The sequence below is a fragment of the Flavobacterium sp. 90 genome (assembly GCF_004339525.1).
Lineage (GTDB): Bacteria > Bacteroidota > Bacteroidia > Flavobacteriales > Flavobacteriaceae > Flavobacterium.
Genome location: NZ_SMGE01000001.1, coordinates 155,260 through 176,480 on the forward strand (window position 1 = coordinate 155,260; position 21,221 = coordinate 176,480).

The 21,221-nt window shown below is 33.9% G+C and carries 22 protein-coding genes; 10 read left to right on the top strand and 12 right to left on the bottom strand.

All coding sequences use genetic code 11. The annotated features are described in order from the left end of the window. Window positions 1-4: 4 nt before the first annotated feature. From C8C83_RS00600 to C8C83_RS00640, 9 genes are all read left to right on the top strand, one after another. Entirely contained in the window at window positions 5-1,078 is a 1,074-nt protein-coding gene (locus C8C83_RS00600; RefSeq protein ID WP_121325963.1) for a peptidylprolyl isomerase, read from the top strand. A 49-nt stretch (window positions 1,079-1,127) separates the two neighbouring features. Continuing rightward, window positions 1,128-2,294, top strand: coding sequence for a peptidylprolyl isomerase (locus C8C83_RS00605; RefSeq protein WP_121325964.1), 1,167 nt, complete (start codon window positions 1,128-1,130; stop codon window positions 2,292-2,294). 223 nt (window positions 2,295-2,517) lie between these two features. Continuing rightward, window positions 2,518-3,414 carry a DMT family transporter gene (locus tag C8C83_RS00610; protein WP_121325965.1) on the top strand — a complete coding sequence of 299 codons (897 nt, stop codon included), beginning with the start codon at window positions 2,518-2,520 and terminating at the stop codon, window positions 3,412-3,414. Window positions 3,415-3,501: 87 nt separating this feature from the next. Further along, the gene (locus C8C83_RS00615) at window positions 3,502-3,858 is read left to right on the top strand and encodes a DoxX family protein (RefSeq protein ID WP_121325966.1); all 357 of its coding nucleotides are present in this window, start codon (window positions 3,502-3,504) and stop codon (window positions 3,856-3,858) included. Window positions 3,859-3,882: 24 nt separating this feature from the next. Then, a complete protein-coding gene (aqpZ, locus tag C8C83_RS00620; protein ID WP_121325967.1) occupies window positions 3,883-4,590 on the top strand; it encodes an aquaporin Z in 708 nt (235 codons plus the stop codon). A 40-nt stretch (window positions 4,591-4,630) separates the two neighbouring features. After that, on the top strand, window positions 4,631-4,873 hold the full coding sequence (locus tag C8C83_RS00625; RefSeq protein ID WP_121325968.1) for a GlsB/YeaQ/YmgE family stress response membrane protein: 243 nt from the start codon (window positions 4,631-4,633) through the stop codon (window positions 4,871-4,873). 93 nt (window positions 4,874-4,966) lie between these two features. Further along, window positions 4,967-5,794: a sterol desaturase family protein gene (locus C8C83_RS00630; RefSeq protein WP_121325969.1), complete on the top strand. Its 828-nt coding sequence runs from the start codon at window positions 4,967-4,969 to the stop codon at window positions 5,792-5,794. 120 nt (window positions 5,795-5,914) lie between these two features. Beyond that, a complete protein-coding gene (locus C8C83_RS00635) occupies window positions 5,915-6,193 on the top strand; it encodes a DUF2805 domain-containing protein (RefSeq protein WP_068843242.1) in 279 nt (92 codons plus the stop codon). 99 nt (window positions 6,194-6,292) lie between these two features. After that, on the top strand, window positions 6,293-8,152 hold the full coding sequence (locus tag C8C83_RS00640; RefSeq protein WP_121325970.1) for a peptidase M61: 1,860 nt from the start codon (window positions 6,293-6,295) through the stop codon (window positions 8,150-8,152). A gap of 135 nt (window positions 8,153-8,287) precedes the next feature. On the opposite strand, the gene C8C83_RS00645 is transcribed toward C8C83_RS00640, so the two are convergent. After that, window positions 8,288-8,731, bottom strand: coding sequence for a hypothetical protein (locus C8C83_RS00645; RefSeq protein ID WP_083691802.1), 444 nt, complete (start codon window positions 8,729-8,731; stop codon window positions 8,288-8,290). Window positions 8,732-9,074: 343 nt separating this feature from the next. Then, window positions 9,075-11,405, bottom strand: a complete 2,331-nt coding sequence (locus C8C83_RS00650; protein ID WP_207903536.1) for a GH92 family glycosyl hydrolase — start codon at window positions 11,403-11,405, stop codon at window positions 9,075-9,077. Between the two features lie 179 nt (window positions 11,406-11,584). Between C8C83_RS00650 and C8C83_RS00655 the strand changes: the two genes are divergently transcribed. Continuing rightward, window positions 11,585-12,208, top strand: coding sequence for a hypothetical protein (locus C8C83_RS00655; RefSeq protein ID WP_121325971.1), 624 nt, complete (start codon window positions 11,585-11,587; stop codon window positions 12,206-12,208). A 376-nt stretch (window positions 12,209-12,584) separates the two neighbouring features. Here the strand turns inward: C8C83_RS00655 and C8C83_RS00660 are convergent, their stop codons facing one another. The 10 genes from C8C83_RS00660 to C8C83_RS00705 all read right to left on the bottom strand — a co-directional run bounded on the left by C8C83_RS00660 (window position 12,585) and on the right by C8C83_RS00705 (window position 21,070). Further along, window positions 12,585-13,187, bottom strand: coding sequence for a GNAT family protein (locus tag C8C83_RS00660; protein WP_121325972.1), 603 nt, complete (start codon window positions 13,185-13,187; stop codon window positions 12,585-12,587). Between the two features lie 438 nt (window positions 13,188-13,625). Next, on the bottom strand, window positions 13,626-13,982 hold the full coding sequence (locus C8C83_RS00665) for a hypothetical protein (RefSeq protein WP_121325973.1): 357 nt from the start codon (window positions 13,980-13,982) through the stop codon (window positions 13,626-13,628). Window positions 13,983-14,173: 191 nt separating this feature from the next. Then, on the bottom strand, window positions 14,174-15,352 hold the full coding sequence (locus tag C8C83_RS00670) for an AIR synthase related protein (protein ID WP_089352610.1): 1,179 nt from the start codon (window positions 15,350-15,352) through the stop codon (window positions 14,174-14,176). Window positions 15,353-15,504: 152 nt separating this feature from the next. Next, the gene (locus C8C83_RS00675; RefSeq protein WP_121325974.1) at window positions 15,505-16,992 is read right to left on the bottom strand and encodes a carboxypeptidase regulatory-like domain-containing protein; all 1,488 of its coding nucleotides are present in this window, start codon (window positions 16,990-16,992) and stop codon (window positions 15,505-15,507) included. Window positions 16,993-17,018: 26 nt separating this feature from the next. Further along, the gene (locus C8C83_RS00680; RefSeq protein ID WP_121325975.1) at window positions 17,019-18,389 is read right to left on the bottom strand and encodes a CsgG/HfaB family protein; all 1,371 of its coding nucleotides are present in this window, start codon (window positions 18,387-18,389) and stop codon (window positions 17,019-17,021) included. 1 nt (window position 18,390) lies between these two features. Next, window positions 18,391-18,795 (bottom strand): curli production assembly/transport component CsgF, encoded by a 405-nt coding sequence (locus C8C83_RS00685; RefSeq protein ID WP_121325976.1) that lies wholly within the window; start codon window positions 18,793-18,795, stop codon window positions 18,391-18,393. A 16-nt stretch (window positions 18,796-18,811) separates the two neighbouring features. After that, window positions 18,812-19,132, bottom strand: a complete 321-nt coding sequence (locus C8C83_RS00690; RefSeq protein WP_099711450.1) for a CsgE family curli-type amyloid fiber assembly protein — start codon at window positions 19,130-19,132, stop codon at window positions 18,812-18,814. Window positions 19,133-19,137: 5 nt separating this feature from the next. Continuing rightward, entirely contained in the window at window positions 19,138-19,548 is a 411-nt protein-coding gene (gene csgH / locus C8C83_RS00695; RefSeq protein ID WP_121325977.1) for a curli-like amyloid fiber formation chaperone CsgH, read from the bottom strand. 5 nt (window positions 19,549-19,553) lie between these two features. After that, window positions 19,554-20,093, bottom strand: a complete 540-nt coding sequence (locus C8C83_RS00700) for a hypothetical protein (RefSeq protein WP_121325978.1) — start codon at window positions 20,091-20,093, stop codon at window positions 19,554-19,556. 74 nt (window positions 20,094-20,167) lie between these two features. Continuing rightward, window positions 20,168-21,070 carry a hypothetical protein gene (locus C8C83_RS00705; RefSeq protein ID WP_121325979.1) on the bottom strand — a complete coding sequence of 301 codons (903 nt, stop codon included), beginning with the start codon at window positions 21,068-21,070 and terminating at the stop codon, window positions 20,168-20,170. Window positions 21,071-21,221 lie beyond the last annotated feature (151 nt).

A 21,221-nucleotide genomic window follows, 5' to 3' on the forward strand; every position in this document is an offset into this window, starting at 1 on the left:
AAAAATGAAAAAAAGTATTTTATTACTATTACTAGCCGTTACCTCATTTTATTCTTGTAAAGACGAACACAGCAATTTACCTGATGGTTTATATGCTGACATTGAAACTAATAAAGGACATATTATCGTAGAATTAGATTATAAAAAAGCACCAATTACGGTGGCTAACTTTGTAACTCTTGCAGAAGGTAAAAGCGAATTCGTAACTAAAGATTATCTTAAAAATAAACCATTTTATGATGGATTAAAATTTCACCGAGTTATTGAAGATTTCATGATTCAAACCGGAGATCCTGAAGGAACTGGTTCTGGTGATGCCGGTTATAGATTTAAAGACGAAATCACGGATCTTAAATTTGATAAAGCGGGTGTTTTGGCTATGGCAAATAATGGTCCCGGAACAAACAGCAGCCAATTTTTTATCACACACGTTGAAACTCCTTGGTTAGACGGAAAACATACGATTTTTGGTCACGTTGTAGAAAAAGGTCAGGAAGTTGTAAATCAAATCAAACAAGATGATAAAATTGTTACTGTAACTATCATCAGAAATGGTGAAGCTGCAAAGAAGTTTGATGCTGTAAAAGTATTTCACGATTATTTTTCTGAAATCGCAAAAGAAAAAAGCAAATACGACGGAGTTCAAAAAGAAAAAGTAGCTTACTTGGCTTCTGTAAGACCAAAAGCAACAAAAACAAGCACTGGCTTAGAGTATGTAATTACTGAAAAAGGAAATGGTAAAAAACCTGCTGCAGGAACTCAAATCTACATTAACTATTCTGGTTTCTTAGAAGACGGAACTTTGTTTGATTCAAGTGTAGAAGAAGTTAATAAAGCTTATGGAAAGTTTGATCAGGCAAGAGCAGAACAACACGGATACCAACCAATTCCGTTTCAGGCAGGTCGTAAAGACGGTATGATTCCTGGATTTATTGAAGGAATTGAGCAACTTTCTTTTGGAGATAAAGCAGTTCTTTTTATTCCTTCTCATTTAGCATATGGAGCAACCGGAGCAGGAGGAGTTATTCCGCCAAATGCTAATATTATTTTCGAAATACAATTATTAGAGAAACCGTAATAATATTCCTATCTTTAAAACGTTATTACAGACTTAAATTCGAAACACTATGAAATTTAAATTTCTATTTTTATTTTGCTTGGCAATAGCTAATATTCAAGCTCAGGCACCAAAAAAACTGGTTGCAAAACCAAAACCTGCAACAGCAAAAACCGCTCCTGCATCAAATCCTGCTGAAGGAATTTTTGCTACTATTTCAACTACAAAAGGTGATATTGTTTTATCATTAGAATATGTAAAAGCGCCTGTAACGGTTGCAAATTTCATTACTTTGGCAGAAGGTAAAAACCCTTATGTAAAAGTCGAAAGCAAAAAAGGAAAGCCTTTTTATGACGGATTAAAATTTCACAGAGTAATTAACGACTTTATGATTCAGGGTGGAGATCCTCAGGGAAATGGTTCCGGAGATCCTGGATATGCATTTAAAGATGAGTTTGTTTCTGAATTAACTTTTGATAAAGGTGGTGTTTTGGCAATGGCCAATTCTGGACCTGCAACAAACGGAAGTCAATTTTTTATCACTCATAAAGATACACAATGGCTTAACGGAAAGCATACTATTTTTGGTCATGTAGTTTCAGGAATGGCTGTTGTAAATAAAATTGTTCAGGATGATGTGATCACAAAAGTTGTTATTACACGCAAAGGTGCTGCTGCCAAAAAATTTGACGCTGTAAAAGTTTTTAGCGATTATGAAAAAAACAAAGAAGCTGATAAAAAAATAGAAGCGCAAAAACTTGAAGCGCAAAAAGAACTAACTAAAAAAGTAGCTGCAGAAAAAGTAGTTTCATTTACAGCAACAAAAGCCGCAGCGACTACAACTGCATCTGGTTTAAAATATGTAATTACACAAAAAGGAAGTGGTGAAAAAGGTGCTCCTGGATCTACAATCTATTTTCATTATGCAGGCTACTTTGAAGACGGAAATCTTTTTGACAGCAGTTTGCCAAGTGTAGCAAAAGCTTACGGGCAATATAATCCTGCCAGAGATGCTCAAGGCGGATACAAAGCGTTTCCTTTTGAAGTTGGTAAAAAAGACGGAATGATTCCTGGTTTTATCGAAGCATTAGATATGATGACTGATGGTGAAAAAGCAACATTCATTCTTCCTGCAAATTTAGCATATGGAGAAAAAGGTGCCGGAGGAGTAATTCCACCAAACGCGACTTTGATTTTCGAAATTGAAGTATATAAAAATCAACCTGTTGTAAAATAAAAACAAGTTTATTTTATCTCATATAAATCAAACCCATCAAAATATAAATTTTGATGGGTTTCTTATTTTTATTCCTTTCGTAATTATATCAAATTCATAATTTTAGAATAAAAAATTGTCTTCAAACAATAGTGATAATAATGTTTATGACCATTTTCTACTAATTCTTAAACAAAATAGCTTACCTTTGCCGGCTTTATTTTTTTAATCAAACAAGTATAAGATGTCACAAAACAACGTATTAAAGGGAGTATTTTTAGTTGCAATAGGAGCAACAACTTACGGAATGTTAGCTACTTTCGTAAAAATGGCCTATTCTGAAGGATATACAACTGCCGAAGTAACAACATCTCAATTTATACTTGGAATTATTGGTATTTTATTAATCAATGCTTTTCAAAAAGTAAAACATAAAGACAAAGTTGTAAAAGCGAGCAAAAAAAATATATTTAGCTTAATGCTTGCAGGAACTTCATTAGGAATGACTAGTTTGTTCTATTATCTGGCGGTAAAATACATTCCGGTATCTATTGGTATTGTTCTTTTAATGCAAACGGTTTGGATGGGTGTTTTGCTTGAAATGATTTTAGAAAAAAAATTACCTTCAAAACAAAAAGTCATTGCCGTAATTATTGTACTTATTGGTACTGTTTTGGCGACCAATATTATCCATAACGATATACAATTAGACTGGAGAGGTATCGCTTGGGGAGTTTTGGCGGCTGCATCTTTTACTACAACCATGTTTACTGCAAATAGTGTTGCTACTGAAATTTCATCGGCTCAACGAAGCTTATACATGCTTTTGGGCGGATCAATTATTGTGTTTTCATTTGCATTTGCAACTCAGGTTACCCCTTTTAACTTTGAGATTTTCATGAAATGGGGAATTATATTGGCTTTATTCGGAACTATTATTCCTCCTATGTTAATGACTGCAGGTTTCCCATTAACCGGAATTGGATTAGGAAGTATTGTTTCGGCACTAGAACTTCCGGTTTCTGTTATGATGGCTTACTTCTTATTAAATGAGCAAGTTATCTTCTCTCAATGGGTTGGGATTGTATTAATTATTTTAGCGATAATTATTATGAATGTAAATTTCAAGTCTAAAAAATAGCCTAATTTGCAAGACACGAAAAAAAAGCGTCTTGTAATGTTATAATTGTTAATTTTTTTATAAATTCGTGAAAAACAATAAGATATCATGAATTTACCTTGGCATTTATATTTAATGGCTTTTCTCTATATAGTTGCCGGACTTAATCATTTTAGAAAACCGGGAATGTATATCAAAATCATTCCTCCTGCATTTAAAAACCCTAAATTAATAAATACCATAAGCGGAGCTGCCGAAATAATTCTTGGCATTCTTCTGCTGTTTCATCCTACACAAAATTTAGCAGCTTGGGGCATCATCGCGCTCTTAATTGCTGTATTTCCTGCTAACTTATTCATGTTTCAAAATAAAAAAGCGAGTTTCGGCTTGCCAAAATGGATTTTATTTGTACGTTTGTTCTTACAGATTATTTTCGTGTATTGGGCTTACCAATACACCTTTTAATATTAACCATTAAATTATTTTATTATGAAAAAATTATTTGCAGAATTTTTCGGAACCTATTGGCTTGTTTTTGGTGGTTGCGGGAGCGCTCTTTTTGCTGCCGGCATTCCTAATCTGGGAATTGGCTTTGCTGGTGTTGCTTTAGCCTTCGGATTAACCGTATTAACGATGGCTTATGCAGTTGGACATATCTCAGGCGGACATTTTAATCCTGCTGTATCTTTCGGTTTATGGGCTGGAGGAAGATTTCCGGCAAAAGATCTATTGCCTTACATTATTTCGCAATGTGTTGGTGCATTAGCTGCAGCGGGAACTTTGTTTATAATCTGGTCAGGTAAAGCGGGAAATGTGATTGACAATACTAAAGCCGGAGCTTTTGCTTCAAATGGTTTTGGTGCTTTTTCTCCTGATGGATATTCTTTACAATCTGCATTTATAGCTGAGTTTGTTCTGACATTATTCTTCTTATTGGTAATTCTTGGCGCTACAGATAAATTTGCAAACGGAAGATTTGCAGGAATCGCAATTGGTTTAGCCTTGACTTTAATTCACTTAATCAGTATTCCAATTACTAATACTTCAGTAAATCCTGCGAGATCATTGTCACAAGCAATTTTTACAGGCGGAGAACCTTTATCTCAGGTTTGGTTATTTTGGCTTGCACCAATTTTAGGAGCAATAGTCGCCGGATTTATTTATAAAACATTATTGCAAAACCACGCAGACGCCTAATCCCCTTTATAAATCAAATCATAACTAAAAACTTAACACTATGGAATTTTTATACTTCTTACTTATAGGAGCCATTTCAGGATGGCTGGCAGGTCAAATCTGGAAAGGTGCCGGCTTTGGATTACTTGGTAATATCGTCGTTGGTATTGTCGGCGGAATCATTGGCGGCTGGATTGCCGGAAGACTTGGTATTGGCGGCGGTGGACTTCTTTGGCAAATTATTATAGCCGTTGGAGGTGCCTGGGTGCTGTTATTTCTAATAAGTCTCATAAAAAAAGCATAAATACTTTTATAAGTAACTTTATTTTGAAAGAGAAAATCTGATATATTTATATTTGATTTTCTCTTTCTCCTTTTTATTCTAAATTCAAATATTATGAATGAAGTAATTGCATATTTCAGTACGATTCCCTCTTCTCATCGAAGTTTAATTTTGGTTGGAGGAATCACTTTTTTCTGGATTGTAGAGAATACCTTTCCCTTATTCCAGATGCATTACAAAAAATGGCATCATGCAGGAATCAACTTTTTCCTGACATTGACTACCATTATCATTAACTTTTTACTGGCTGTTATACTAATTAAAACCGCATCGTGGACAACCGAAAATCATTTTGGAATCTTACAATGGCTTCCGGAGATTCCACTTTTGCTTTATACACTAATTGGATTGCTTTTATTGGATTTAATTGGAGCTTATTTACCACATTATATTCAGCATAAAATAAAGTTTCTATGGCGTTTTCATATTGTCCATCATACAGATACCTGGATTGACACGACAACGGCAAATAGGCATCATCCGGGCGAAAGCGTAATTCGGTTTGTATTTACAACTCTTGGAGTTTTGATTGTAGGAACTCCTATGTGGATGGTCTTTTTGTACCAAACTTTATCGGTTGTAGCAACGCAGTTTAATCACGCTAATATTTCGCTGCCTAATAAACTAGATGTTTTTCTGAGTTATTTTATTGTTTCTCCAAATATGCATAAAGTACATCATCATTATGTTGTTCCTTACACAGACAGTAATTACGGAAACATTTTTTCGGTTTGGGATCGTCTTTTTGGAACGTTTACAACATTATCCAAAGACAAATTAATCTATGGCGTTGACACACATATGCTACCTGAAGAAAACAATAAATTGAAAAATTTATTGAAAATCCCGTTTCAAAAATCGAGATCTATAAAAAACAGTTAAAAACAATAAAAAAAACATACTGGAACTTACCAACTAATTATTTTTTTTATTAATATTGATACTTAAATTGAAAATCAATCTATTAATCATTAACCTCTATTTTGAATTAATTTTCACGTGATGAAAAAGAGTAACCGCAAAGAATTGAATTGGGAACAAACGGAAAGACTTGTTTCGTTAGCTTTAGAAGAAAAAAATCCATTTGAAATCATAAAGAAAGAATTTGGATTAGCAGAAAAAGAAGTTCTGGAAATCATGAAAAAGAAAATGCCTCTTGAAAAATTTGAGATGTGGAAAAAGAAGGCCATTGCTAATAAACCAAAACCAAAACCAGTTAAAATAGATGATTTTGATGAAGATTTGGATGGTAAATACTATATAAAAAACAAACTAGACTAAGACAAAACTCCTGTGCTTCAGGAGTTTTTTTTATATTTTAATTTTATTGTAACATTTTTGCCGAATGGTAGTCAAATACACATAACTAAACTTATTCTAATGAAAAAAATACTTTATACCTTAGCTCTTGCAGTAACGCTTTGGAGCTGTAAAACAGGAAGTACTTCTGACGCTGCAAAAAGCAATGTTGTAGAGGTAAATATTAATCTTGTCGATGTAAAAGATGACAAAGTTCTGGTAACTGTTACTCCTCCACAGATCAAAACTGACGAAATTATTTATAGCATTCCTAAAACAGTTCCCGGAACTTATTCTACGGATAATTACGGAAAATACTCTGATACTTTTAAGGCTTTTGATGCTAAAGGAAATGAATTAACTGTAAAAAGAATTGACGATAACTCGTGGTCAATTTCTAATGCTAAAACATTAAAAAAAGTTACTTATTTAGTAGGAGATACTTTTGATACTGAAAAAGGAACCGGATTTGGTAACGACGATGTATTCTCGCCAGCAGGAACAAACATCAATGCAGGAATCAATTTCTTAGTTAACACACACGGTTTTGTGGGTTATTTTCAAGATAAACTTGAAGTTCCTTACAAAGTTACGATCACACATCCTGAAACACTTTGGGGAGCAACTTCAATGACTGATGAAGATGCAAGTAAAACAAGCGACGTTTTTACAACATCACGTTATGCAGTTTTGGTCGAGAATCCAATTATGTATTCTAAACCGGATTATACTACATTTAACGTAAACGGAATGGATATTTTGATCGCTGTTTATTCTCCAACAGGAAAATTTACTGCAGAAAGCATCACTCCGGAAATGAAGACAATGATGACAGCGCAGAAAAACTTTTTAGGAAAAGTAAATGCCAATAAAAAATATACTGTTTTAGTGTATTTATCATCTATGGCAAAAGACGACGCTCACGGTTTTGGAGCTTTAGAGCATCCAACTGCAACTACGGTTGTTTTACCTGAATCTATGCCAAAAGAAAAATTGGTAGAAACTATGAAAGATGTTGTTTCGCATGAGTTTTTCCATATTGTGACTCCATTGACTATCCACTCAAAAGAAATTCAGTTTTTTGATTATAATGCGCCTAAAATGTCAGAACATTTATGGATGTATGAAGGTGTAACAGAATATTTTGCTAATCTTTTTCAAATCAACCAAGGTTTGATTAATGAATCTGAATTCTATACTCGTATTGCTGACAAAATCGAACAATCAAAATCATTAAATGACACAATGCCATTTACTGTAATGAGTAAAAATGTACTAGAGCAGCCATACAAAGACCAATACTTAAATGTGTACCAAAAAGGGGCGTTAATTGGAATGTGTATTGATATTATCATCAGAGAAAAAAGCAACGGAGAAAGAGGTATTCTTGATTTAATGCATAAATTATCTGCTGAATATGGTGTTGAAAAACCATTTAATGATGAAGATCTTTTTGCGAAAATCACTCAATTGACATATCCTGAAGTTGGAGAATTTTTGAATAAATATGTAGCCGGAACAACTCCAATTCCTTATGATTTTTATTTAGCTAAAGTTGGTGTTACAAAAGCTTCTGAGAAAATTCCCGGAGCAATTTTCATTAAAGGACAAACACCATACATTAGTGTAGATAAAGCCAATAAAACAATAAGTGTTCGTTCTGATATTGATTTAAATGTGTTTTTCACTAACTTAAATCTAAAAGCTGGAGACGTAATCGTTTCTGTAAATAATAAAGCATACAATCTTGATAATATTTATGATTTGATTACAGAAAGTGAAAACTGGAAAGAAAACGATGCAATCACTCTTCAAATCAAACGTGCAGGAAAAGAGCAAACTATTAAAGGAACTGTAAAAGTACCTTTTGAAGAAAAAGAAACTTTTAAAGCAACTGACGCTTCTAAAGACAAACTTAAAAATGCTTGGTTAAAAGGATAATTTCTTTTCAAGACATAAAAAAACCGACAAGTGATTGTCGGTTTTTTTTATGGTTTGTCTTTACTTATGTCTTTACCTTTGTCAAAGTTTAAAACTTTGACAAAGGTTTCCGACCTCGCTCGAACTGTCAGCGTATTATTTCTTAACCGGAAATTTCCAGTCAAATTCGTCTTTATCATTGATGATTGCTCCTACTTCGAATTTTACAACTTCGTCAAATTCTGTTTGTAGAATAAACCAATTGTCTTCATTGAAATAATTTTCGAAAGTATCAAAAGTCTCCTGAGTATATTTTGTAATTCCTTTTGTTGCTAAATCTTTCTTTACATCAGCAATTTTTCTTCCGATTAACTTAAAGCCAAAAACTTCTAAATCATTACTTGAAGCTACTACATAACCCAATTTCAAGTCTTCTTCCTGATAAAATGTCAATCTGATTTTTTGTGCGTTGTATACAAAAATCACATTATCATCTTCGTCTTTATAATTTTTATCAGGTTTTCCTAAAGCAGCTGTTACATCGTTTTGCTTCATTCCGAAAAGCAATTTATCAATTCCTGATTTTAGATTTATTTTCATATTTACTTTTATTTAAAGTGCAAATTTCGTGAAGTTTTTATAAAATCTATTCATGTTTGAGTATTATTAATTTTTTCGCCACGAATTTCATCAATTTTCATGAATTATATTTGTCCTTTTTTGCCACAGATTAAAAGGATTAGAAATGATTAAAAAAAATCCGCTAAAATCTGTAAAATCTGCGTGAAACTTTTTCTAAATAACCCTTCGACTTCTCTCAGGGTGACACAAAATAAAGAAACCTAACAGGTTTTAAAAACCTGTTAGGTTTGCATCTCGATTAGAGACTGAAAGCCTAAAAAACTTAGCAACTTAGTACCTTAGAATCTCAGTACCTTACTTATTAATAATTCTTCTTATTCGGTTTATTACTCATATAAAAAGTAATTTTCCCGCCGTCTATTACATCCGAATGTTTCAAAAATGGTTTATCTAATTGTTTTCCGTTTAAAAGTACTTTACTCACAAAGACATTTTTATCCGATTGATTTACTGTTTCTACTTGGAAATTTTTTCCGTTTTCTAAATTAAAAACAGCTTTTTTAACCAGCGGACTTCCCAAAGCATATTCATCTGAACCTGGCGCAACTGGATAAAATCCTAAACTGCTAAAAATATACCAAGCGCTCATTTGTCCAAAATCATCATTTCCACCTAAACCATCGGCACCATTTCTGTACATTTTTTTCAGAATCATTCTGATTTTATCTTGCGCTTTCCAAGGCGAATTTGTCCAATCGTACAAATAAACAACATGATGCGAAGGTTCGTTTCCGTGCACATAATTCCCTATAATTCCTTCTCTGGTAATATCTTCTGTATTTTCAAAATATTTGTCCGGTAAATGCATGCTGAATAAAGAATCCAAACGAACATTAAATTTGTCATTTCCGCCCATCATTTTAATCATTTCGGCAGGATCTTGCGGAACGTACAAACTATAATTCCATGAATTTCCTTCGATAAAACCTTGTCCGTGCGTATCTAAAGGATCAAATTCCTTTTTAAAAGTTCCGTCATTCAATTTAGGACGCATAAATCCTGTTTTGGCATCGTAAACGTTTTTATAGTTTTTAGATCTTTCGATAAATTCGTTATAAACTTCTGTTTTGCCTAACTTTTTGGCAGCCTGTGCAATTGCCCAATCGTCATAAGCATATTCTAATGTTTTAGAAACCGAAGAACCGTTTTTATCCTCAGGAACGTAACCCATTTTCATATAATAGTCTAAACCGTCATAATAAGGAACTTTTGCAGTATTTATACAAGCCTGAAGCGCTTTTTCTTTATCAAAATTCCCGTTTCCTTTTACAATTGCATCAGCAACCACAGATACGGAATGATAGCCAATCATACACCAGTTTTCATTGGCATAATGCGACCAAATTGGCAACATTTTATGCACACTCTGATCTGAATGCGCCAACATTGAACTAATCATATCTGAGTTTCTTGCTGGTTGAACAATATTAAATAAAGGATGTAAAGCTCTGTAAGTATCCCACAAAGAATAACTGGTATAATTTTTAAAGTTTTCGGCTTTATGCACATTCATATCCAATCCTTTGTAATTCCCGTCTAAATCCATGTATTCTGTTGGACCTAAAAAAGCGTGATACATTGAGGTATAAAAATTCACTAAATCTTCCTTTTGGATGGTTTCAATCTGAATTTTGTTCAGTTCGTTGTTCCAAACTTCCTGACTTTGTTTTTTGACTTTTTCGAAATCCCAACCCGGAACTTCTTTTTTCATATTTTCAAGCGCTCCGGCAGAACTTACCGGCGATAATGCCATTTTGATTTTGATTTTTTCACCTTCTTCTGTATTGAAATCAAAAAATAGTTTTAAGTTTTGACCTGCCATTTCAGGGAAGTTTTTAGTTTGATCAAATCTTCCCCAGAAACCTCTGTAAACACTTTTTTCCTGTGCTGCTTGTCCGTAGCTTTTAATTGGTTTACTAAAAGACATGGCAAAATAAACGGTTCTGGTTCTCGCCCAACCATTCGTTTGACGATATCCTGTGATTAAAGTATCATTCTCAACACGAACAAATGTCCATACATTTTTCTTATCGTAATTGTAAATTCCCGAAGTTAAATCCAAAATAATATGCGCTTCGTCAGACTTTGGAAAAGTATATTGATGCATTCCAACTCTTGTCGTTGCCGTAAGTTCGGCTTTGATTTTATGATCTTCAAGAAATACGCTGTAATAAGCTGGCTCTGCTTTTTCCGTCGAATGTGAAAACGCAGATCGATAACCTGATAATGGTTTTGAGGCTACTCCGGGATTCAATTGTAATTTTCCGGTTGTTGGCATGATTAAAAAATCTCCTAAATCTGAATGTCCTGTTCCGCTAAAATGGGTATGGCTAAAACCTACAATCGTTTTGTCTTCGTATTGATATCCAGCGCAATATTTATAAACTTCGCCATTGTATTTTCCGTTTAAACTGTAGGCAATTGTATCTGTTTCGGGACTTAATTGCACGCTCCCAAAAGGCACTGTAGCTCCAGGATAAGTATGTCCCATCTTGGCTGTACCAATCATTGGATCGACATACTGAATTAGATTTTTTTTCTCTATTTTCTTTTGTGCATTCATTTTATTGCCGTAACCCAGCACTAAAAAGGTTAATCCCAAAAGAAAACTTTTACATTTCATTCTATTCATCAGGTAATTTTTTAATATTATTTTGGTCCAGAACAGTATTGGCTTTTTACTAAAACGATTTACCAATACTTTTAGGTTAGAAAAATACAACAAAATCTGCTTTTTTAAAAATATAAATTTCCCATCGCTAAATAAGGTTTTAAATATCTTTGAATTATCAGAAAAATATACCTTATCTCATGAAACATTATATTTTAGTTCTAGCACTTTTTTATTCAACCTTTAGTTTTTCGCAAAGAGGAGAAAGTCATACATTAAATAAAGAGCAGATCATTAATCGAACGTTAGATCATCTTTCTGATTTTCCGGTTTACAAAGCTTTTGAATTTTCGGATAAAGGAGGATTTTATGGTTTAGTTTTATGCGAAAATCAAAAATACATTTCAAAGAATGATACTCTTAATACTAAGATTCAAGCTATTTGCACCACAAATGAACATCGTGGTTTTTTTGAAAAATGGAGAATTAATGATCTTCTTGAAGAAACAGAACCAGCAGAAACTACTATTTGGTTTTGGACAAAATATTGCAGCGTTAAAGATCTTGATGGCGATGGTTATATGGATCCTATTATTGTTTACGGAACGAGAAATGCTAACAATGAAATTAGACGCGTGAAAATTATCACAGTTTATAAAAACAAAAAATATGCAATTCGTGCCGTTGAATGCGACTTAGATGATTGCAGAAGTTTCAAAAAAGATCAAAACTGGAATACGCTTCCGCAGAAGATAAAAACCTATGTTGATCAATTGGTTGTGAAGCTAAGAAAGGAACAAGGTTTATTATTGAAAGATGGGTAGGAAGGATTTTAGATTTTAGATTGTAGATTTTAGATTTGGGATGGTGTTAGAGGCAAGATGTTATTGTGGATCTCAATTGTAGATTTTGCAGATTTGATTTAAATTCTCGACGTTGATGGCAATAAATTTAGTAGGAACGATTTATATTGTAGCAACAAATTTCAATCCGTTGGAATAGATTACATGATATTGTAAAGTTCCGTAGGAACAATTTATATTGTAGCAACGGATTTTAATCCGTTGGTATAGATTGCGTGATATTGTAAAGTTCCGTAGGAACGATATATATTCATTTCTAATTATTACGATTTATTATCTTTGTCTGGACTGGATTAAAATCCAGCCCTACAATATATGTCGAACCTGCGGTTCTTTTTTAAAGCTTTTGCTTTAGGTTTTCTTTTACTTCGGCAAACCATTCGTCTCTTAGAATGCTTAGAACGATTGAATCACGTCTTACTTCGCTGTTTGCGGTTGGCATGTGGCTTCTTAAAACGCCTTCGACCTTACAGCCAATGCTTTTCATAGCAGCGACACTGCGCTCGTTATTATTATCAGCGCGGAATTCTACACGCTCCATTCCCAGAGTTTCGAAGGCAAATTGTAATAATAAAAATTTACAGTGTTTGTTAAGTCCGGTTCCTCTAAAGGCCGAACCGTACCATGTATATCCTAATTGCAGTGTTTTGTACGCCAATTGTATATCATAAAAACGTGTTGATCCCGCGTATTTTTGAGATTTTTTATCGAATACTATAAACGGAAATTCTCTTTTTTCATCTCTTGCTTTTACCGCAGATTGAATATAATTGATCAGATTTTCTTTTCCGTCAGCACCAACTAATGAATATTTCCAGGTTTCTGGTTCATTTATAGAGATTTCCAATAGATTATCAACATCTGATTCTTGTAATGGACGTAATAAAACTAAATCGTCTTCAAGGATAATATTGTCTGAGAAACTGAAATTTGTATTCATTGTTTTTTAATTTTTGATCTTATAGAATATGTAGTCCCTACGGGACAAAATGCTTCGATTTATGAATGTATTTCTACCGATATTTAATCTCTACGAGATAATTACTGTAATTTTATGATACATTCGTCTACCAACATATAATCTCTATTAGATAATAATTACTGTAATTCACAACGCGATGGTCTTCCAATATTTAATCTCTTCGAGATATTATTCTCATGAATAAATACTCCGCTAGGAGTTATATATTGGTAGAAAAAAAATATCACCCGTAAAAATGTCCCGTAGGGACAATACTTTTTAGAAGCTCGACAAAAATTAGAATCCCGTTACGGAGTTACTTGCGAAGATTTCTCCTTCGTCGAAATGACAAGATTGTGTTTAAGTATTGAGTTTCTATGAGATTGTTATCGATATCAAGAAATTTCGAAATGATCATTACTCACTCATTTCATCATATCGCTCCGGAACTTGAGGATCGTACAACGGACATTTGAATTCTTCCATCAAGGCAACTAACTTGTTCATGGTTTTCCCTTCGGTTCCGTAGCAATCAATTTTGACACTTTGTGGTGTTGTGATTACTTGAAATGCTCCTTTTCCTTTGGTATTTTGCCAGCTGTTCTCATCTACTTTTTCCCATTCTGAAAAAACAGAATTGATTCTGTTCATGATTACCTCAACGGGAAGTTTTTCTAAGCCTTCGACTTCTTCTTTTTCGACAAGGGCTTCGTAAACTTCGTGATGGTTTAAGTAAACTTCTTCTAAATATTTCCAAAAAAGTAATTCGTACATAGTCTGGTGTTTTTTAGCCCCGATAGTAGTGAAAATCCTTTATTTTTTTCCTTTAAAAAATTAAAGATTGTAACGGATAGCGGGATTAGCTCCTAAAAAAGCTAATTATTAATAAAAAAAGGTTCTGTTGTAAACTCCAGTAAAAAACCTTTGCAACTCAGAACCTTTGAACCTTTGTAACTCAAAAAAAATTAATATTCGAATGTTCCGTATTCACTGGTGATAGTAAGTTTTTTAGCATCGGCTGCTTCTACTCTACCTACGATTTGTGCATCGACATTGAATGATTTTGAAATTGCAATAATATCTTGTGCAATATTCTCCGGAACGTAAATTTCCATACGGTGACCGCAATTGAAAACCTGATACATTTCTTTCCAATCTGTTTTTGATTGTTCCTGAATTAACTTAAATAATGGTGGAACCGGAAATAAATTGTCTTTTATAATGTGGAGATTTTGAACAAAATGTAAAATTTTTGTCTGTGCTCCTCCACTGCAATGCACCATTCCGTGAATTTCGTTTGGTGTATAGGTGTCTAAAATTTTCTTGATAATTGGTGCGTAAGTTCTCGTTGGAGAAAGTACTAATTGACCTGCGTTGATTGGGCTGTTTTCTACTTCATCTGTCAAGTTTACCTGTCCTGAATAGATTAATTCTTCCGGAACAAGTGCATCATAACTTTCAGGATATTTTTTAGCCAAATATTTCCCGAAAACATCGTGACGGGCAGATGTTAATCCGTTACTTCCCATCCCGCCATTATAGCTTTTTTCGTAAGTTGCCTGACCAAAAGAAGTCAAACCAACAATTACGTCTCCGGCTTTGATATTTGCATTATCAACTACATCGCTGCGTTTCATGCGAGCGGTTACGGTAGAATCGACAATTATGGTGCGAACTACATCTCCAACATCGGCAGTTTCTCCTCCTGTTGAATGAATTGTTACGCCAAAAGATTTTAATTCGTTGATTAATTCTTCGGTTCCGTTTATGATTGCTGAGATAACTTCGGCTGGAATTAAGTTTTTATTTCTTCCAATTGTAGAAGAAAGCAAGATATTATCTGTTGCTCCAACGCATAATAAATCGTCGATGTTCATGATTAAAGCATCCTGAGCGATTCCTTTCCAAACTGAAATATCTCCGGTTTCTTTCCAATACATATACGCTAATGACGACTTTGTACCTGCGCCGTCTGCGTGCATAATTAAGCAATATTCTTCGTCCTGCGTTAAATAATCAGGAACAATTTTACAAAATGCTTGAGGAAATAAACCTTTATCGATGTTTTTTATGGCGTTGTGTACGTCTTCTTTTGATGCCGAAACACCTCTTTGTGCGTACCTTTTGCTAGAATCTGAACTCATGAAACTTAGTTTGTGTTGATGTGGTGCAAAGATAATCCCTTTTTTTAATTCTTTGATTGATTCCGATGTCTGTTTCACAAAAAAATCGGCAGTTTGTTGTCTCTGCCGATTTTCTGCAATAAAATTGGTTTAAAAATTCTGGCCTTTTTCGGTTATTCCCAATCCGGCATGTAGTATCCTGAAAATAAATTGACTCGTGTATCTGCGGTTGAAATACCGCTTTTCATTACATTTTTTACGGACACGCCATCATTTGAAGTATTGGTAAAAATAAATTCAGCTTCGTTGGGTGAATATCTTGCATCATAATCATTTGTTCCTGCCGGTTTTTCGTTGGTAATTGATGTTGCTGTTGAAGTCGCAAAATTATATTCGAAAATTCTACTGTCGAGTTGTCTGTAATTCTGATTTTCATATTCGGAAATATCTCTGGCATAAAGTAGTTTTTGTCCGGTTATCGAAAAATTCAATCCGCTTGTGGCTCCTTTATATCCGGAAAGTACCTGACTAAGAACTGTTCCTGACATGTTTATAACGTAAATCTCTACACTATAACCGCTGACATCATTGACTTTTAAAGCGATTTTTGTTCCGTCGTTACTCCAATCACATTCTGATATAAACTTGCCGGTTGGTGTTTTGTAAATTTGTACCAAACCGCTTCCGTTATTATTGATTCGGTAGAGTTTGTCAAAATTTGGATATATAATCTGGCTTCCTGATGTGTTCCAGCTGAAACCTATAAAATCTGAATTAAAGCCTGTAATAGGAACCGAGTTTGTAATTTTGGTAATCGAAGATCCATCTTCATTCATGGTATAAATATGATTTTGTCCTCCGCTGGCTCTTATAAAAGCGATTTTTTTAGCCTGCGTATTTCTTCGTGGTCTCCAACTATTGGTTTCGCTGCCTGTGAGCTGATATCTATTTCCTGTATCATCGATAGCATATATTACATTATTATCTCCTACTTTATTGACTGCCAAATATCTCGTGGTTGGGAATGTTATTGTAGTAAAGGAACTTACGGCACTCAAAACATCTGCATTTACTCCGTCATTTACGGTTACTTGCCAAAAATATTTTACTCCATATAATAATCCTGTAAGCGATAATTTTTTATCTTTTATACCTGTAAAAACTTTTACATCTGTATTAGCATCATTTCGCAAAGTGACTGTAAAAGTAAGCACATCATTGTCCGGATCTGTTGCTGTCCAGGTAAGATCAAGCGCTGTATTTTGTTTTACGGCATTGTCTACAGGAGCTGTCAAAGCAGGAACTGCCGGCGCTTTGTTATTTCCTGTTGATTTTTTTATCTCAAATACAACTTCAGATGTATTATTGGCTGTCACAGATACTGATTCGTATTTTGCGATATAACCATCTTTTTGAGCCTGAAAAGAGTATTCTCCAATTTTTACGTTAGTCATTACAAATTTCCCGTCGGCATCTGTAAAAACAGTTCCAGAAGTTGGACTTGATGTAATTTTTGCGTTCTCCATTGGCACAAAACTGTCTGCGATTACTACTTTTCCGGTAACTGTTCCGTAGCTTACGGCGTCTATTTTTTCTTCACTGCAAGAACTTAGCACAATGAAAAAAAGAAAACAAAATTTAAAATATAAGTTATTCATCATCTGTGTTTTTTAATTATCTCAAAATGCTATTTTTTACTCTTATTTTTATGTCCCGGAAAATAATACGTCAATCCCAGTCCGAATTTATAGTAATAATCATCTCGGACTCCTGCCACGATATAATCGAGATTGTCACTAAAATTGACATCACATTCTCCAAATAATTTAATTCCGACGGCATTCGATACGAGATATTCTACTCCTGCACCAAATTGTACTTTTGAATGTGTGTTTTCAAACTTCTTGTTCATTCCAAATCCGGCGCCTCCATATATATAAGGACTAAATTTATCTCTTGGCAGCAGTAAAAGTTCCATATTTAGATCATAAGTGAGATATCCTACGTCGAGTAAATCTTTATTGGCAAGCAAAACTGCATTTGTAGAAGCACTTATATTAAGACCGGGTGTAATAAACCATTTTAAAGCGCCACGCCCCATTGGTTTTAAAACCGGATTTACATAATCGCCATCAATAAGTGAAGTTCCGCCTGAAATTTCGATAGCAAACTTAGAACGTCTTGGCTCTAAATCTCTCCCATATAATGCGGTACGGTCTGCGACTTCGTTCTCGGTTTCATATTTGTTCATGGCGATCTTCAATTCTGATGGCGTTGCATCTGCTTGCCAGATATTGTCCTGAATTCCTTCTAAAACTAATGACTGAACCGCTTTCTCGATAGCTTCGGTAACCGCCATATGAACAGGTTCGTTTGTGGTATATCCTGTTTCTACTTCTAAGAGTCTTTTAAAACTTACATATTTAAACAAACTTTCGTCTATTGCTTGTGACAAGATTGTTTTTGAAACATAAACTGATTTTAAAATTTTTCCGTTTGAGGTTGAAACCATTCTCAAATAAACCGTTACACGATCCTGACGGTATTTTACAGAACCACCTGTGCCAAAATATCGTGCTCCAAAACCACCCGTAATAATATTAGAATCATAGGAGATAATTCCTCCTTCTAACAAAACTCCTGCGTATAACAATGGTGTTAATTGCGGTTCATTTGGGTTTGGATTTTTCGAATATTCTTGTCTTGTAGATCGAATAAGGTTTCGTTCCTGCAATAAGTTTCCAATATTTTCGCGTTCGATTGGTATAAACCATTTAGAATCTTCCAGCGCTTTTAGCAATATCGAAGTTGCGCCCTGAGTTACGGCGGTACTAAAATTGCTTCCGTTTTCCTGAGGTTTATATTGTCCTGTCTGATCTCTAAATTTATAAACTCCAACTACAATTTGTTCTTTTGGTTTTGGAAGTTCTTTTAATAGAGAAGTTGCTGGTGTGCTTTCGCCCAGAACTGCTTTTTCTACTCCGGTTGGCTGATTGTAAAAAGCACCGCAACCCGAAAATAAAAAAACAAATAACAGCAATAAATAGTGATTTCTCATTTTATTTATTTGGAATGATTACTTGTGTCTGTTCTCCTGTAGTTGTATCTAAAATGTTGACCGATAAACCTTGGGACGAAGGGAATATATCGACTGAATAACTTCCAAAAGTGTACGAACCTACAGACAGACCATCTGTTCCAAATTGCTGTTTATAAAGTGAGCTTGAGATCTGACTTAATAACTGGGCATTCAAACTTGCTTTAAATTGCTCCAGATCTGTTTTTTGTGGTGTGACTGCTGTTTTATCTTTTAATTTATTTTGAGAGTCAGCGCTGCTTAAGAGCCACTGATAATTAAAAGTATCACCTCCAAAAGCTGGATTTACAGGCTTGTAAACCAACGCTTGTGATCTGATAAAGGGTGAAAACAGAATGAATAATACGAGGCTTAAAATAAATTTCATGACCTTAATAATAAAATTAATACTGAGTGAAATATTTGCGTTGTTTTTCTAAATCTTTCAAATAATAAATAGTCGCATTGATTGATTCCTGAGCTACAGCTTCTAAAAATTCATCGTCCGGTCGCACTAAAAAATCATAAATAACTTCATTGTCTATCCAGACAGTTATTTTTGTATTTCTTCCAAAACTATATTCTTCAGTTATAACAACTATTTTTTTTGCATTTATTCCAATGTCATTGTATTTGTAATAATACTTATCGTAAAAATCTTTTCCCATTTTGGTCTTCGTATCATCTGTTACGATACCTCTTAACTCAAATCCGTCAACGGGCATAATTATTACATCATCTTTTTTTTTTCTTCACCCAGAACCACTCTGTCTTTTGCTACTATTTCTTTGTTTTCGTCATAGAATAATAGTAACACAATAACCTCATCGTCTGTACTCACATTTATTTGTGTGGTTGACAATTTTTTAACTTCATTTGGTTCTAGTGTAAAAATTCCCACTTGGGAGTTATTAGACTGATTATTACTTTTATCATTATTTTTTATTACAGATAATCTATAAGAAGCACTTTTAAGAACATCGGTAAGGTTTTCTGCCGTTCCCGTGATTTTAAAGTTATCTTCTATTTTCTCGATGTCTATTTTTGCTTTTATCTGATTTTGAGGAACCGAAACCTGTCCGATCAAAACAGAACTAAAAAACAAAAAACCCAAGAGTATGTATCTGAATAAAACTTGCATTTCTTTTAGTTTAATTTGTTTAATATAATGACTGAAGCTCCATTTCCGGTTTGTGTAATTTTCATATCTTTTGAAATAGAATTTGAGCCATAACTTTGTATTTTTTGATCGTTCCCGTTTTGAATCATCTCTGTTTTTATGTCAAGATTTGTTCGAAAGGAATAATCTGAAATACTATTGTTTTTTCCTTGTTGGACGATATTCTGAGATATTGTTTTAGCATCTTTAACTAATGATAGCTCATTGAAATCTCCTTTTTGAAAAACCGAAACATCAATTTTTGAGGCATCAACTTCTGCTCTGGCTCTATTGTAATCGCCTATTTGCTGAATTATTACGCCTTGCGAAAATTGCTGCACTTGTTGTAACTGTAATTGATCTGTGTTTTTTTTATTAATTGATGATACTATGCTTAAAGCTGTATCTTTAGAATCAAACACAGAAGAACTATAAGGCTTAAATCCTGAGGCATCTTCTTTTTGTTGTCCTATGACTGACACAGAAAAAAGTGATAAAAGAAAAATATATAAAAAGCTAGTTTTCATTTTTCTATGATTTTAAAACATAACAGCTAAATAGAATTTAGCTGTTATGTTTAAATATTTTCAGTATCATTACATTAATTACTTTGAATCACATTAGATAAATTGGCATTTCCTTGTTGCAACACAACACTTACATTTCCTGTAGAAAAGAATGATGCAGCAGTTTGTGTTCCATAAGATTGGTTTCCATTACCTTCTTGCAGTACATTTTCAATATTTCTGTAACCAGTTTGATTAGAGTTAGCTAAGTTGTTATCTCCAAATTGGAAGTGGTTAGAAACGTTTTTAGAAGCAGCAGTAGCAAAAGCTCCACTAGTTTGAGTTTGATTTGATTCGTTGTTCAAACCTCCTTGGCTTGCATAAGCTTCACCATAGCTTCCTGTTTGTGTTTGAGTTGCTTTGTTTTTTCCATGAGGAGAAGCCGGAATTGCAGTTGTCAAAGGAGCCATACCTGTAAATACAGCCGCAGTTGGCAATGTATTTCCGCTTGTTCCCTGGTCAATTGTTGCTTTGTTGTGTTTTCCGGTTTGTGTTTGCGTTGCTTTATCTTCTCCTTTTAAGTTACCTGTAAAAAGACCATAAGAAACATTTGTTTCATCTTGCCAGATAGTTGCCTCATTTTTGTCCCCAACCTGAGTTTGGTAAGCTTTATTTCTCCAGTTGTTTTGAGAGATAAAAGCATTGTTTTGTTCTCCATCTTGTACTACTTCTGCTAAGTTGTCATGAGAAATGTTAATACCAAGAATTGTCATTTGAGATGGATTTACACCTTGATAAACTTGTGAAGTATTATCCCAATCCATTTGTTTTACACTAGAACTTTGAGCAGTTCCAATTTGATGAACATAAGCATCCTGACTAGAGCCTGTCTGGTTCACATAACTTGAGTTTGGAGCAATAGTTCCTGGTAGAATTTGTGCGCTTCCAATTGCACCAACAAAAAGCATCGCGGAGATACTTAAAATTACTTTTTTCATAATAAATATATTTAATTGGTTATTAATACAAGTTATTATGTAGGTCAGTATGATTGGGGAAAATCAAGCTTCCAAAAATGTCATTTGAAAATGAAACATTAAAGTTTCTTTTTCTCTTTCGCAGAGCCAAAATTAGAAAACTTCTCGAAAT

Excerpts from the sequence above, each read along its gene's own strand:
- C8C83_RS00600 (WP_121325963.1), top strand. The coding sequence starts at position 5 with ATGAAAAAAAGTATTTTATTACTATTACTAGCCGTTACCTCATTTTAT.
- C8C83_RS00605 (WP_121325964.1), top strand. The coding sequence starts at position 1,128 with ATGAAATTTAAATTTCTATTTTTATTTTGCTTGGCAATAGCTAATATT.
- C8C83_RS00610 (WP_121325965.1), top strand. The coding sequence starts at position 2,518 with ATGTCACAAAACAACGTATTAAAGGGAGTATTTTTAGTTGCAATAGGA.
- C8C83_RS00615 (WP_121325966.1), top strand. The coding sequence starts at position 3,502 with ATGAATTTACCTTGGCATTTATATTTAATGGCTTTTCTCTATATAGTT.
- aqpZ (WP_121325967.1), top strand. The coding sequence starts at position 3,883 with ATGAAAAAATTATTTGCAGAATTTTTCGGAACCTATTGGCTTGTTTTT.
- C8C83_RS00625 (WP_121325968.1), top strand. The coding sequence starts at position 4,631 with ATGGAATTTTTATACTTCTTACTTATAGGAGCCATTTCAGGATGGCTG.
- C8C83_RS00630 (WP_121325969.1), top strand. The coding sequence starts at position 4,967 with ATGAATGAAGTAATTGCATATTTCAGTACGATTCCCTCTTCTCATCGA.
- C8C83_RS00635 (WP_068843242.1), top strand. The coding sequence starts at position 5,915 with ATGAAAAAGAGTAACCGCAAAGAATTGAATTGGGAACAAACGGAAAGA.
- C8C83_RS00640 (WP_121325970.1), top strand. The coding sequence starts at position 6,293 with ATGAAAAAAATACTTTATACCTTAGCTCTTGCAGTAACGCTTTGGAGC.
- C8C83_RS00645 (WP_083691802.1), bottom strand. The coding sequence starts at position 8,731 with ATGAAAATAAATCTAAAATCAGGAATTGATAAATTGCTTTTCGGAATG.
- C8C83_RS00650 (WP_207903536.1), bottom strand. The coding sequence starts at position 11,405 with ATGAATAGAATGAAATGTAAAAGTTTTCTTTTGGGATTAACCTTTTTA.
- C8C83_RS00655 (WP_121325971.1), top strand. The coding sequence starts at position 11,585 with ATGAAACATTATATTTTAGTTCTAGCACTTTTTTATTCAACCTTTAGT.
- C8C83_RS00660 (WP_121325972.1), bottom strand. The coding sequence starts at position 13,187 with ATGAATACAAATTTCAGTTTCTCAGACAATATTATCCTTGAAGACGAT.
- C8C83_RS00665 (WP_121325973.1), bottom strand. The coding sequence starts at position 13,982 with ATGTACGAATTACTTTTTTGGAAATATTTAGAAGAAGTTTACTTAAAC.
- C8C83_RS00670 (WP_089352610.1), bottom strand. The coding sequence starts at position 15,352 with ATGAGTTCAGATTCTAGCAAAAGGTACGCACAAAGAGGTGTTTCGGCA.
- C8C83_RS00675 (WP_121325974.1), bottom strand. The coding sequence starts at position 16,992 with ATGATGAATAACTTATATTTTAAATTTTGTTTTCTTTTTTTCATTGTG.
- C8C83_RS00680 (WP_121325975.1), bottom strand. The coding sequence starts at position 18,389 with ATGAGAAATCACTATTTATTGCTGTTATTTGTTTTTTTATTTTCGGGT.
- C8C83_RS00685 (WP_121325976.1), bottom strand. The coding sequence starts at position 18,795 with ATGAAATTTATTTTAAGCCTCGTATTATTCATTCTGTTTTCACCCTTT.
- C8C83_RS00690 (WP_099711450.1), bottom strand. The coding sequence starts at position 19,132 with ATGCCCGTTGACGGATTTGAGTTAAGAGGTATCGTAACAGATGATACG.
- csgH (WP_121325977.1), bottom strand. The coding sequence starts at position 19,548 with ATGCAAGTTTTATTCAGATACATACTCTTGGGTTTTTTGTTTTTTAGT.
- C8C83_RS00700 (WP_121325978.1), bottom strand. The coding sequence starts at position 20,093 with ATGAAAACTAGCTTTTTATATATTTTTCTTTTATCACTTTTTTCTGTG.
- C8C83_RS00705 (WP_121325979.1), bottom strand. The coding sequence starts at position 21,070 with ATGAAAAAAGTAATTTTAAGTATCTCCGCGATGCTTTTTGTTGGTGCA.